6 protein-coding genes and 2 pseudogenes are annotated in these 13,501 nt (G+C 44.0%); 3 read left to right on the forward strand and 5 right to left on the reverse strand.

Translation table 11 applies throughout. The features are described from left to right. Positions 1–248: 248 nt before the first annotated feature. On the reverse strand, positions 249–6,899 hold the full coding sequence (locus NV381_RS28530; RefSeq protein ID WP_258216705.1) for a 5'-nucleotidase C-terminal domain-containing protein: 6,651 nt from the start codon (positions 6,897–6,899) through the stop codon (positions 249–251). A 230-nt stretch (positions 6,900–7,129) separates the two neighbouring features. Here NV381_RS28530 and NV381_RS28535 point away from each other — a divergent pair. After that, a pseudogene (locus NV381_RS28535) lies at positions 7,130–7,342 on the forward strand (YiaA/YiaB family inner membrane protein); the annotation flags it as partial. 60 nt (positions 7,343–7,402) lie between these two features. Continuing rightward, positions 7,403–7,600 (forward strand): annotated as a pseudogene (locus NV381_RS28540) (YiaA/YiaB family inner membrane protein); the annotation flags it as partial. A 93-nt stretch (positions 7,601–7,693) separates the two neighbouring features. Here NV381_RS28540 and NV381_RS28545 read toward each other — a convergent pair. The 3 genes from NV381_RS28545 to NV381_RS28555 form a co-directional block, all read right to left on the reverse strand. Then, a complete protein-coding gene (locus NV381_RS28545; RefSeq protein WP_258216706.1) occupies positions 7,694–8,434 on the reverse strand; it encodes a MerR family transcriptional regulator in 741 nt (246 codons plus the stop codon). A gap of 144 nt (positions 8,435–8,578) precedes the next feature. Then, positions 8,579–9,757: an NAD(P)/FAD-dependent oxidoreductase gene (locus tag NV381_RS28550; RefSeq protein WP_258216707.1), complete on the reverse strand. Its 1,179-nt coding sequence runs from the start codon at positions 9,755–9,757 to the stop codon at positions 8,579–8,581. Positions 9,758–9,787: 30 nt separating this feature from the next. Further along, complete coding sequence (locus NV381_RS28555) at positions 9,788–10,225, reverse strand: DUF1641 domain-containing protein (protein WP_258216708.1); 438 nt, start codon at positions 10,223–10,225, stop codon at positions 9,788–9,790. Between the two features lie 483 nt (positions 10,226–10,708). Here NV381_RS28555 and NV381_RS28560 point away from each other — a divergent pair, with 483 nt between their 5' ends. Beyond that, positions 10,709–11,620, forward strand: coding sequence for a LysR family transcriptional regulator (locus NV381_RS28560; RefSeq protein WP_258216709.1), 912 nt, complete (start codon positions 10,709–10,711; stop codon positions 11,618–11,620). A 685-nt stretch (positions 11,621–12,305) separates the two neighbouring features. Here the strand turns inward: NV381_RS28560 and NV381_RS28565 are convergent. Then, positions 12,306–13,493 (reverse strand): M20 family metallopeptidase, encoded by a 1,188-nt coding sequence (locus tag NV381_RS28565; protein ID WP_258216710.1) that lies wholly within the window; start codon positions 13,491–13,493, stop codon positions 12,306–12,308. Between the last annotated feature and the right edge of the window lie 8 nt (positions 13,494–13,501).

A 13,501-nucleotide genomic window follows, 5' to 3' on the forward strand; every position in this document is an offset into this window, starting at 1 on the left:
ATTTGTCAATATATTTATTTTCCCATGATCTCCCTAGCGAATGTCCACTGTAAATTAGTCCATGTAAGTATATACAGGTACATTCAATTCTATGCTGGATTTGAATCGTACAAAATATCCCCACAAAGTGGAGTCTTACTTCGAAGTAGATTCAGATACTTTGCGGGGGAGCCCCGAAACATATAAAATCTATTCTTGTAAAAGAGACTGCCGGGATTTCCCGGCAGCCTGCTTTTATGGAAAATCTGTTATTTGTTGATGAATTCCGTAAACTCGAGAAGTCGCTTCAGCATTACTGTTGCTTCTGCTCTTGTAGCAAATTGCGCAGGCATAAACTTATTCTCCGAGGTACCTTGAATGATACCTGCGGCTGTGTTTTTAGCAACAGCGTCCATTGCCCAATCATGAATCTGGGTTCCGTCAGCAAATTTTGCGGTAACATCGGCTTTCTTACTATCTCCGACTTTACCCGCTGCCGCCATCGCTCTGCTTATCATTACAGCCATCTGTTCACGTGTAATCTTGGCATTCGGACGGAACGTTCCATCTTCGAAGCCTTCCATCAAGCTTGCTTTCATTGCAGTTCCCAACACTCCAACGAACCACTCGCCATCCTTGATGTCTTTAATGCTTGATTTTGCCGAAGCATCCACCTTCAAACCAAGCGCACGTACGAGAAGTGCTGCAAATTCGGCACGTGTGATATCGCTATCCGGAGCAAACTGGCTATCCGTCTGACCTTTCACAACCAGCTTGGATGCGAGAAGCTCAACATCTTTTTGGGACCAGTGTCCCTTCAAGTCAGCAAAAGTTTTCTCCGATTTCACAACCGTGTACGTACTGTTGGAATTACGTTTTATTTTTACTACCGTCTTGCCGTCCACCTTTTCAAATAACGCAGGTACAAATGTCATTTCTTTTGTAGCTGGATCGAATACAACTGCAGTTGCTTCATTACTGTTTACCGGCTCATTGATAGTGATCGTTCTAACAACATAAGTTGTACCAAAATCGTTCACTTCTGTCGTTTTACCATTGGCCTCTGCCGTAATAGTGAAGCTAACTCCATCGGATAATAATTTCATTCCAGGCTGAGCTGCCGCTGTGTTGATTTGTTGCGCTTCGGCACCTGTCACCGCTTGGATTGTTATGCTAATACTTACATTATCGGCACTTGTTCCTAATGCTGCTCCAAGTGCTCCGGCGTTAATAATGCTGAGAGGCAAATTGTATGATTTATTCTCTGTCTCAATGCGGATAATAGTGTTTTTCGCATCTGCTGCAGCCTCTTTAAGCGCGTTGGATGGCAGTTCCACTTTTACCGTACCTTGGACATTAGTCATGTTGATTACAACCGTTTTAGTCGTTTCATTGCCGCTGCCCAACTTCAATGCCTGAGCGAGAGACTCCGAATTGACCGTAAACTTCGTTACTGCTGTGCCGTCTGCTGCCGTTTCTTTTTTCAAGTCTGCATCATTAGGCTTCAGCACTACACCGTTTGGCGTCGAAGCAGGAGCTCCAGTGCCTTCCTGACTTGGGGAGCTGTTTCCTGTACCCGGACTAGGGCTGGAGCTGTGTCCGCTGCTAGATTGGGCCAAGGTAGTGACTTCCAAGGACGGACCATCTGTTGTAGTATTACCTGCCGCATCAATAGCTTCTACTTTGAACACATAATTCGTTCTAGGCGGAAGACCGCTTACCGTGTAGGTGTAAGTCGAGCCCGTGACCGTTGTAACTAGACTACTTCCATTGAACACCTTGTAGCCAGTTACAGCAACATTATCTGTTGCTTGCGACCATACTAACGTAACACTACTTGTTGTTATGCCTGAAGCTGTTAGTGACTTATTGCCCGGCCATGTCGGTGCGATTGCATCCGGCGCTGCGATTTCACGAATACGTCCTTCAGCTACATAATTGATCGGACCTACGTGATTTTTCACAAAGTTAACCGTTGCTGGCAAATCTTCAGGACCCTGTACCGGGTTCTTGCCATTCGTATGCATTTGGATGTACCTTGCATCATTGCTTGTGTACATAAAGCTATTTACAACAAGACTGTACGTCTTGCCCGGATCTAGCGGCGTACCATCCGGCAGTGTAATATCAATGACTTTTCTCGTCGAGCCTATTTGAGCCCATGTATAGCGGAAGCCCCCAACGTGTGAATCCGGACCGAATGTAGAGCCCGTACCAAGCTGAGCTTCAACGATTGCTTTCATCTCTGCTCCGGTTACTTCTACTTTTACTAGCGTGTTATTAAACGGCTGGATTTTGAAAAGCTCTTCCCAAGTAATTTCGCCTACATTGAGATTATCCCGTACGCCTCCGCCATTCATCATAGCGAAGTCAGCCTTCATCTCGGCTTTCATTGCATCAGCAATCATATTACCCAAAGCAAAGTCAGAATTTTTGCCAATGCCTTTACCTGGATAGTCTTTGGTCATTTCATTCAGGTTCTGACCTACGACTTCTTGCAATTTCGGACCTGCAAGAGCTTTGTATTCGTCAATGATGCCCTGTACTTTCGCATCAGCATCCACTGTACGGAGGTTATAAAGAATTTCAGCTGATTTGGATACGACATCGCCTGTTTCGCGGCTGATTTCCAAATCTACATCCATTAATGCTTTACTGTACTCCCATGCTGAAACAATTAGCTTGTTCTTTACTGTACCTTTAACTTCCTTGTGGTTATGCGCTGCAAAAATAGCGTCTACTTCATCATCCACACCATTTGCAAGATTTACCGCTTCGCCCACAAGCTGTCCTTTGTCATTCATATCTGCGCTCATATGTGCTAATACGACGATTGCTCTTACACCTTGCGCCTTCAACTCTTTTACCGCTGCATTTACTTCATCAACAGCGCTTGTGAACTTGAGATCTTGAATGCCTGTCGGAATTACGATCGATGGCGTCTCTTCCGTAACAACACCGATAAATCCGATTTTAGCGCCCCCGATTTCCTTCACAACATAAGGATCGAACACATGCTTGTTATCAGCCTTGTACCTTACGTTTGCACCAAGGATCGGGAATTCCATACCTTCATAATCTTTACCGCTCGGATTAACTCCACCTTTTGCAAGACGAATCAATTCATTCGTTCCATCGTCAAACTCATGGTTGCCTACTGCGCCTACATCGAAGCCGATTTCATTCAATACTTTAATCGTTGGTTCGTCATAGAACAAGGCAGACAATGGTGGGCTCGCTCCGACCATGTCCCCGGAATGAACGACTAGCGTGTTCGGATTGGTATCTCTCTTCGCTTTAATATGCGTTGCAAGGAACTGCATACCGCCTAAGTCTTTATCTTTCTTCCCGTCGCCGTCAAGATCGCGGTTAATCCCGGAATCCTTCTCGTTAAACTTGCTGTCGATATTGCCGTGCAAGTCGTTGACTCCGAGAATTTGGACTTTGATGTTGCCTTGCGATTGTGATGCTTTCTTAGCAGCTAAGTCCAGTTGTGTAAGCAGTGGATCATGGTCGCTTACTCGACCGTCAGCCGCTTCAAAATCAGAATTTACATGCACAGCTTCAATAGCTGCGAATTTCGCCAATTGATTATCAGTTAAGATGTTGTCAAGTGTCTGGGAATTACCATCGTATACGTACGAATATCGTTTATTTTCATCCAACAGATCAACCAGATTGGTCAATTCTTTATCTTTTACAATAGAAAGAGTTCTGGAAAACTGAAAATCATTGAAATCTCCCAAAAGCACAACATTCGCGTTAGGATCTTTACCAAGCAAGCTCTTCACGAAGTTATTAACTACGGTTGCCTGCTTCGCACGTTGAACCTCACTAACTCGAGTAACAGGTTGTGTGCTTCCGAATGGCTTCAGATCGCCACCCTTGGAATTGAAATGATTCGCAACAACAACGATTCGTTCACCTTGGAACACAAACTCTGCCGCGAGCGGCTTCCTGGAGCTCGTGAAAGCTTCATTCGTCGGATCAATTCGACCAGGATTCATAGATAAACTTCCATCCGACTCAACAGTTACAGCTGTATTATACTTACCTTCGCTTTTGCCAGGCTTCAATGTCACCCGATCCGTGTTGTATAAGAAACCTAAACGGATATTACCGCCAGGTGCTCCACCGTCCTTGTTATTCTCCGGAGCGATATCCTTAAAAGCATAGGTAGGACCGTTATTCGCCTTGATTGCTTCTATCAATGTATTGAAGCTACCCTTAGCATCGGTGTTACCGTCATCCAATTCACCGTTATTGTCCTGAACCTCCATTAATCCGAGAATATCAGGTGTCTTCAGGTTTTCGACTACGATTTTGCCAATTTTCGCAGCTTTATCCTTCTGGCTTTCATTGAAGTTTTCTACGTTGAATGTAGCAATCGTTAATTTTCCATCCTGCTTATTGATAGATGTGGTTGCTTGTTTTAACCCACCATCTTTAACGGCTGGCAATGCAGCTTCAGGATTTAGCTTGAAATTGCCTTCATCATAGATCAGTATTCCAGTAATTGGTTGCTCGAAAGAATCACCTGTTTTGACCGCAACGGATGGTTTTCTGTTAATGAACAGCTTTTGTGGATTCAAACTGCTCTCAAACGGCTGTCCTGCGATGTCTGATCTCAGAATGATACCGCCAGCTGGAGTACGCATCGGATTGTTGGGCGAATTGTCAAAGGTTACCGCAAGCCCTGGTGTAGAAGAATAAGGTCCTGTGATGACTGGATTTTTGATAGTTACCCTCATGCCCTCTAAGCTTTCATAGAAATCAATTGCATCTTCATTAGGATTAAACACGGTCAGATTATCTGTATCAATGACTTTAGGAACAATACGACCGCCATTACCTATTAGAACTGCTTCTGGTAATGCATTATTTGAAGAAATGGTATTAATCGAGCTTGCGGCAATTCTTGTAACGGTTAATAGCGCCGCATCGGTTGTATATTCATTCACTGTACCTGTTACAGTAATCAGATCTCCGGCTTTTAAACCAGGGCTAAGTGTCGTTGCCTTATTGACGAGAATCGCTTCTGAAGTTCTGTCATCAGAATCAACTTGATTCGGCAATTCCTGCATATAGAAGTTGCTGGTGCTAACGACGTAGGTTACGATTCCATATACATTTTGTACCGTTGAACCCACATATAACGAGCTGTGCGCAGCTCCTTGAATGTCGTGGATACGAAGCTTGTCAAGTTCCTTCAAGACTTCGTAAGTAAATGTATAAATATCACTCGTTGCCTGTGGTGTCACTACAATTGCTTTTATCGTTGTATTCGCGTTAACGACAATAGCTGAGCTGTAAGGTGTACTGCTTGCAGTCGGTATTGTTCCATCTGTTGTGTAATAGATGGTTCCACCAGATGCCAGTGTGGATAGGGTAACGGACCCTCCCTTGGCAATTCCCCCGGACGGTACACTTGACGATACCGACAGGAATCTCTGTACGATGTCAGCAGCACTGCGAGGCAGCAGCTCAAGACCGTAGCTCGTATTGTATGTCATAACGCCATATAACTGTTCGTAATCCTTGCCTACGCTCAATGCAGCTGCTGCATTTTTGGCATAGATTGTAATCTTGTTACCCAGATTGTCCGTACCGTAAAATGTTGAACTGTTACTGCTTGTAATGCTAACATTTTTCAGAGTAATCAGCATACCTTCATATTGTCCACCAGGACCTTTAGCATTTCCTTCTCCTGGCAGAAAATCTGCAGATGTGAGTAGGACCGGATTAGGAAGCGTGAGATTGCTTTGCAATACAGTTAAGCTGCCTCCACTGAAATCACTCTTATCTTTCTCGATTTGAACAAGTCCGTTATAAATTGTGATCGGACCGAATGCACTAATCTTATCCCCTACTACAGCTGATAAATTTGCCGTACTGCTCCTGACTACTATACCTCCTGTGCTATCTTGAATGTATAGGTTGGCGTAACCGCCGGAATCTTCGCGATACGTTACGATTCCTTCAACAGTAGCCGTTTCATTAGCTGCCTTGTTACGAGCAGCAGCAATGGTTACTGTATTTGCGTCCTTAATTGTATAGTTAAAAGTAGCTGTAGCACTATCATCCAGCCCTGCTCTTTGAGCATATGCCGTAATTGTTGTTGGTTCAGTAATTGTAATTGGTGCACTGTAATAAACAGCAGCTCCAACCGTTGTGTTCAACTTGTAGTAGACGCTTGCTCCAACCGTTGCGGTCGAAAGAGCGACAGATGTTCCAGGCGCAACTGCACCTGAGCCCGGAGTGGCTTGTACATCTGCTACTTTCGTTACCGGTATGTAAGAGGAATTACGAGGATCCGGTTTCCCAACTACGAAATCTGAACTGTTAACATCGGTATCCAACCCTCTACCGTCCGTTCCAATTACAATCGGTTTACGGATAGCAGCGGTTGAATTGGACAAATCACCTGTTGGAGTTCCTTCCCCTCCGGTTGTTGCTGGAGTGCTCGATCCGTAGCCTACCAGGTCCACGACAACACTGGCTGCATTCACTAATCTGACCTTTCCCTTTGTCCCAGACAAGGCAAGGGTTCCCGTTGCATCAACTGTCGGAAGCGCAGCGATAGTGTTCGTACCCGCCGCTTCCTGAACCAAGTAATATCGTTCCGCGGCAATAATTCCTGTCAGCGGGGTACTACTCCAGGTGGTTCCTGTAGATGAAGCATACTGAACAGACCATCCAGCTAGTGAGATATCCGCTCCTGTAGGATTATATAACTCAATGAAATCATTCGTGTAAAGAGCCCCTGAGTTTCCGCCCCCTCCGTAGACTTGAGAAATCACCACATTGTTATTACTTGTGTAGGCTTGGACAGGAAAACTCCCAATCAAGCTGCTAGCTAGTAAAAGGACTGTCATAATCATGCAAAGCTGCTTTCTACCTTTGCGAATCCATTGTTGCATAAAAGTTTCTCCTTTCAATAATAAGAAGTAAATGTAATAAATTCATAAACTCCATCTAGTAGATTAACAGTTGAATGTAAAGTGAAGGTCACATAGATATTAAATTTATGTTAAATAACAGATTAATTGACCATCGGTACTAGAAAAAGATAGTACTTCTGAAAACCTTGCAAGAGACGTAAGATGAAATCAAGAAATATTTCCCATAACCTAAAAGGAGTGCAAACGATATGAAAAAGAACTTCTATAAAAGAAGAAATACACCCGCTTATACATTCATGGCCTGGGGTGCATTCACAATTGCCGCGATGTTTTACTTTATCGGTATATGGACTCTAGATCAAATTTTATCGGTAAAAGGCTACTATGCCGTGTGTGGAGTACTGATCATTATAAGCGCCTTCGTGCTGCAGAAGGTGATTCGTGATAATGACGAAGATCATTTCATCAGAGAACATGATTACACGCATCGCATGAGAAATACACCTGCCTTCACCTTCATGGCTTGGGGCGGCTTTATCCTGGGTATCCTGTTCGAATATGTCGGGTTATACAATCTGGAGGAGCCTCTGTATGTCAAAGGCTATTACGCTATCGGAGCAGCATTCTTGATAGTGACGTGTTTGGTGTTGCAAAAAACAATCCGTGATAATGAAGAGGATAAGATAAATCATCCTGAGTTGGAATCTGAGCCAGCTTAGCATGCTGCAACGAAAATAAGCAAAGTCGACACAACCGTGATAGGGTTGACTTTGCTTACTCATATTCGTCTCTAATTGCGAAAAGATATCCCATTACCTTTGGTTATTATCTGCATATACAGCCATAGCATCCCGCATAAATTGGGCTAATCCCTCACCAAAGGCGTCGATGTTTTGAGTGAAACGTTCATCATCAAGATACAATTGACCTAAACCCCTGAATGCATCCAGTGAGTAGCTGCCCATTTTGTTTAACAGCACATACCATTCCTCAATGGCTGCTTGTGACTCTGCTGAATCAGGCAATCCCTTGCGAAGCGGAGCCAGCTTTTTGTAGATCGAATTCATTGTTTCAGGCAGCTCCTTTTGTTCTTCCTTCGACATGTTCCCCAGTTTGAGATTCGCCTGGTCAACAGCTTCATCTCCCCAACGTTCACGCGCTTCCTGCTCATATGGATTATGGCTAAAATCAAAGCCTTCGAATTTTTCTTTGTTGGTCATTTGAATTTCTCCTTTAAGATGTTGTATGGTTTTTTCAATGGTTCCGATCATGGTATCGAGCTGACTGCGTTTCTCCAGCAGCATGCTGTAGTGAAGCTCTAGCGCTTCCTTTCGATCAAATGAAGGGCTGTTAATAATTTCTTTAATCTTTTTTAAAGGAAATCCAAGCTCTCTAAAAAATAAAATTTGCTGCAAAATTTCAAGATTGTCATCCGAGTAAAGTCGATAACCTGAATCTGTCGTTTCCTCCGGGGCTAATAAGCCGATTTCATCATAATGATGCAAGGTACGCACGCTAATACCAACTAAATCAGCAACCTCCTTCACCTTCATTGTCCTGTTCGACCTCCTTTCAATAATCACTATAAAGTATAACGTAACGTAAGAGTCAATCAAAAAATCATGAAAAAACGGCGCTGATCTCCTTGTGAGATTAACGCCGTTTCACGGTATAGCCAAGTGTACTAATAATAAATATTAGTATGCAAGAGCAAACAAACCGTTGATATGTGTAAGGTAGCGCGCATTGCTCGCTTTTTTCATCAATGAAGCAGGCAATCCTTTAAGCTCGATACCACTTCCGCCGATAGAACCAATGCCGTCTTTACGGCCCAGACTCGCCAAGGTGCCCGAGAATACCGGATTGAAGCCTTCCATTGGGCTGCCTTTGAAATTAGCTGCGATATTAGCTCCGGTAAGCTCACCCATCTGCCATGCAAGCTGTGCAGTAGGAGGATAAGGGCGACCTTCAGCTCCAAATACAACGGCACAGTCGCCGGCAAGGAATACATCTGGATGGGAAACGGATTGCATGAACTCGTTAACCGTTGCACGTCCTCTATTGACTTCAACGCCGCAATTTGCCACAAGCGTGCTGCCTTGTACGCCGCCAGTCCATACCAAGGTGCTAGTGTCAATCGTTCTGCCGTCCTTAAGGCTTACCGTTGGACCATTCACTTCAGTAATGGCTAGACCGGTCAAGAACTGTACGCCGCGCTTCTCCAAGCTCGTAGTCGCACGCTCAATCAAATCGGCCGAGAAGATCGGCAGGATGCTTGGCATTGCTTCTACAAGATATAAGGATACATCCGCAAAATCTACACCGTTCTTACGGCAAATACCCGGCAATTCGTCCGCAAGCTCACCAACAAGCTCAACACCTGTCAAGCCGCCGCCACCGATGACGAAAGTTGCATCCGCTTTGTTTTTGGTTTTGCTGTATTGGCTGATTCTTTCTTCAACATGCTTGTAAATCCGGTTCGCATCTATTACGGACTTCAGAGTAAAGCTGTTCTCTTGAAGACCAGGAATGCCAAAGTAATTAGTTTCGCTGCCCAGAGCCAGCACCAATGCATCATAATCAAACGTTCTGCCGTCTGACAACAATACTTTGCGGCCTTCGACATCGATATTTTCAACGGTACCGATTTTCAAATCAATATTTTTGCCTTTTAGCAATTTTTCCAATGGCAGAGCAACTGCCTTCTCATCAACATTACCCGCAGCCAGACGATGCAGCTCAGTAATAATCTGATGCGATCCAACACGGTTAATTACTGTAATGGTTGCTTCTTCTACAGTTAAGTTGGCACGAGCGGAAAGAGCACTTAACAAGCCGCCATAGCCGCCACCTAAAATTAAAATATGTTTACTCACGTTTATCCTCCGTTCCTTTGACAGGTTAATTTAGTCTTGTTTTTTTCTTTCGCCCAAAATATCGAGGTAAGCTTGTCCAAAACGAAGCATACGCTGCAATTCCGGATCCTTCAGCAGCTTCATCATGCCAAATAAGCCAATCGTTGCTTCGCTTTGCTCCGCGCGATCATTGGCCTCTATAGCGGCAGATGCATAACCTCTCACTTTTTCCTCAAGAGGCTTCACAACTTCCTGGATACCGCCTACCATATCTTGAATAAGTACCCGGTCTGTCGCTACCTTTTGCGCCAAGTCATAAGTCTTCGTAAGCAGTGCCATCATTTCAGCAAGCTTCGGAAGTTGGTCGACCAGCATAGTTAACGCTTCCTGCACCTCTGGTTTTAACAATTGATCCAACACATCCGGCTTCATGATTCCTTGTACCGCGGAAGCTTCTTCAACAGATCTCTGAGCAGTTGTTTGTGACATTTCTACTTTCTCCTCCTTAATTCATATGCTTTGTACCAGCTCGCAGCGTAAAATTGACAGTCCCTATCCGTATTAAAAATAAATAAACTAGTATTTATTATTTCGCCTTAGTGAAATTCTTCACATAGAAATTAGAGTTTGTCCTATCTAAGCTGCTGCGAACGAGTAGTAGTTTGAGACTCTATTGTACTCCCAAATGCTGCTTGCAACAAGCCGTTTATTAAATAAAATGTCTAAAAATATCACATAAATTGCATCCTCATTGTTATGCTTTGCATTTTTATCCGGAAGCATACTTCGTAACAATTTCAAAATATAGGGAAACGCAGCAACTCAGAAAATAAAGATGTTGTTTTTTTGCTATTTTCCATGCTTTTTTAATGATATCTTTTGTTTGAAAGCTTTAGAAACAACAGTATAATGATACTATTACGTCCAAGCTGCCAGGGTACAATCAGACTAATGAATTAGAGGGATTGCAATATGGATGAAAAAGACTGTAAAGTGCTGCTCATTATATTTGAAGAACAGAATTTGTCCAAGGCTGCGGAACGTCTCTACATTACCCAACCGGCCTTAACCTATAGAATCAGACAGCTGGAAAAGCAATTTCAAATGCAGATTGTGCAAAAAACAGGAAAGAATATCAAATTCACTTCTGAAGGCAAACAACTGGTCGACTATGCAAGAAAATCGTTGCAGGAAGAGCAGCGGTTTAAAGAGTTAATTATTAATTTAAAAAGTGAAATTCAAGGAACGCTGAGGCTTGGAGCGTCGGGTCATTTTACGCAGTATAAGCTCGCGCCGATCCTTCAGCAGTTTATGGAGCAGCATCCGAAAATACAAATCGTTCTTAACACCACTACGAATCAAGAGATCTTTCAGGCGCTCGAGAACGGCAGCGTTCATGTTGGCATCGTAAGAGGAGAGTTTAACTGGATTGATCAGAAATATTTAATTAGTGAAGATCCTTTTTATATCATATCAAAAAAAGAAATCGAGCTGGACCATCTCCCTGTATTGCATCGAATTAATTACCGTCCAAGTACGCTCCCTCTGAATAAATTCGGTTACAAGCCAGATACCTATCTAATGGAAGTAATCGAAGGATGGTGGAAGGACCGATTTAACATTCCGCCATTAATTACGATAAACGTGAATAATTATGAAACTTGCAAGCAGCTTGTCAAGCACGGGCTTGGTTATTCTATCGTACCTCAAATCTGCTTGAATTCGGAGGATTCCTTCTATAAATACCCGATGATTTTTCAAAACGGGCAGCCTCTGGTAAGAAAAACGTGGCTTATTTACAAAGAATCCTCTCTGGAATTAAATTTAGTGAATGAATTTGTGAATTATATCAAATCTTCGAACTTGCACCGGTCCGTATATTAGGAAAACCGTCCGGAACACCGAACGGTCCTTTATGTGCGAATCCATACAATTGTGCGTTGGGAGGGAATCGGGTGTGAGATTCCGGCCGCTGTTGAAGTCCTGTTCCTTGAATTGTAGGCTTGCAGCGGTAGGAACACCAGCTTCAAAGGCGGGCGCTAACGCTCCTCCATCCCACACCCATTCCCTCTCTTGTTCTACTCTCTGCTTTCTGCTCCTTCTTCATCCCTAACCGATCTTTCAACCGGTATTCATATCCATGTACTCCCTTTACTGCAAGCTTCTATGCTGTAAAGGGAGCTTCTCCCATGGGGAAGGGAACATTATAAACCCTTTCATCGATCGTGCTAATATCTTTGGGTTCGCTCCCACTCGCTCGCGGAACGTCATGCCGCTATTTGTCCTACACCCCCTCGATTTCATAAATTCACGGAACTACGATGCGTTATTTCGTCTCAAAATAGGCTGAATGCCTCATTTTAAGCAAATAAGGGATCCTCCTTCCGTTTCACTTGAATGATCACGTGTGCACTACAAAATAACGTATCCCTGTTCCTCTACCTGTCGATTTAGAGTGAATAGGGGAAGGAATTCGCAGTCAACCCTAAGATTTTAAACATTCTATAATCTTAAAATAGAAAGCAAAAAGACCGAAGAATAATTAAATTCTTCAGTCTTTTTGCTGTTCTTATAAATTTTGAAGAAAGGCTTCCTTAGCGTTCTGAAACTCTTCTTTTACTTCTTGAAGAAGGCTTGGATTCTCAATTAAATCAAAAGCCGCTCCGGCAATAGATTTGGCCGCTAAGATTACAGCGTTATGGCCTGCCTCGCTCGTTCCGGCTTCTACCCATTCCGTAGAATGGCTGGAGGTGCCGAATGGAACAAAAGCTACGCGAAGGCAAGCACCAGGTACAAGGTAAGTTACATTGCCGAAATCAGTAGAACCTGTGCTTGAGCGCGGAGGAGATATTTCTTTAATTCCGGCTTCCTCCGCATTTCTCAACAGGAGCTGGTTCAATTTATCGACATTGACCTTGTTCTCGCATTTTTTCACCTGGTTAATCGTTAGCTTGCTTCCAGTCGCCAGAGCCGCACCTCGCGCTGCATTGTACACCCGCTCCAACACCGTATCCAAATACGGACGATCTGCAGCCCGCACATAGAACTGCGCTACAGCCAGATCAGGGACGATATTGGCCGCGACTCCTCCGTTCGTAATGACCCCATGCATCTTCACATCAGGACGAACATGCTCACGCAAGTATTCAATGGCATTGAAGGTCATCAGAATACCGTCCAGAGCGCTGATTCCTTTCTCCGGGGCTACAGCAGCATGAGCAGCCTTGCCCTCAAAGACGAAATCAATTAAATTCATTGCGAGCGATTTCCCGTCAACCGTTGTACGGTCGCCTCCATGCATCATTAAGGCAACATCAAGGTCGTCAAACAGACCGGCTTTGATCATGGGCAATTTGCCGCTGGTCGTTTCCTCCGCCGGGGTACCGTACACAACTATTGTTACAGGCATCTCACCCAAATTTTGCGATAATGCAATCGCCGCTCCTACTATAGAGGAGGCTTGCAGATTATGCCCGCATCCATGGCCTAGTCCTGGCAAGGCATCATATTCACACAGCAGACCAATTCTCGGTCCGCCTCCTTTATGGGTATAAGTTGCAATAAAGGCCGTTGGTAAAGCTGCCACGCCCTGCTCGACATGGAAATGATGAGCGGCTAAGGTGCGAGTTAACAGCTCTACCGCTTTAAATTCATTGTTCCCTAGCTCAGGATTATCATGAATGAAATCATTAATATCGATTATTGAGTCCCGCAGGCTATCAACTGAAGCATATATAGGTTGTTTGGACTTACTCACATGCACTA

This window comes from Paenibacillus radicis (ex Xue et al. 2023), assembly GCF_024722015.1.
Taxonomy (GTDB): domain Bacteria; phylum Bacillota; class Bacilli; order Paenibacillales; family NBRC-103111; genus Paenibacillus_S.

Excerpts from the sequence above, each read along its gene's own strand:
- NV381_RS28530 (WP_258216705.1), bottom strand. The coding sequence starts at position 6,899 with ATGCAACAATGGATTCGCAAAGGTAGAAAGCAGCTTTGCATGATTATG.
- NV381_RS28560 (WP_258216709.1), top strand. The coding sequence starts at position 10,709 with ATGGATGAAAAAGACTGTAAAGTGCTGCTCATTATATTTGAAGAACAG.
- NV381_RS28555 (WP_258216708.1), bottom strand. The coding sequence starts at position 10,225 with ATGTCACAAACAACTGCTCAGAGATCTGTTGAAGAAGCTTCCGCGGTA.
- NV381_RS28545 (WP_258216706.1), bottom strand. The coding sequence starts at position 8,434 with ATGAAGGTGAAGGAGGTTGCTGATTTAGTTGGTATTAGCGTGCGTACC.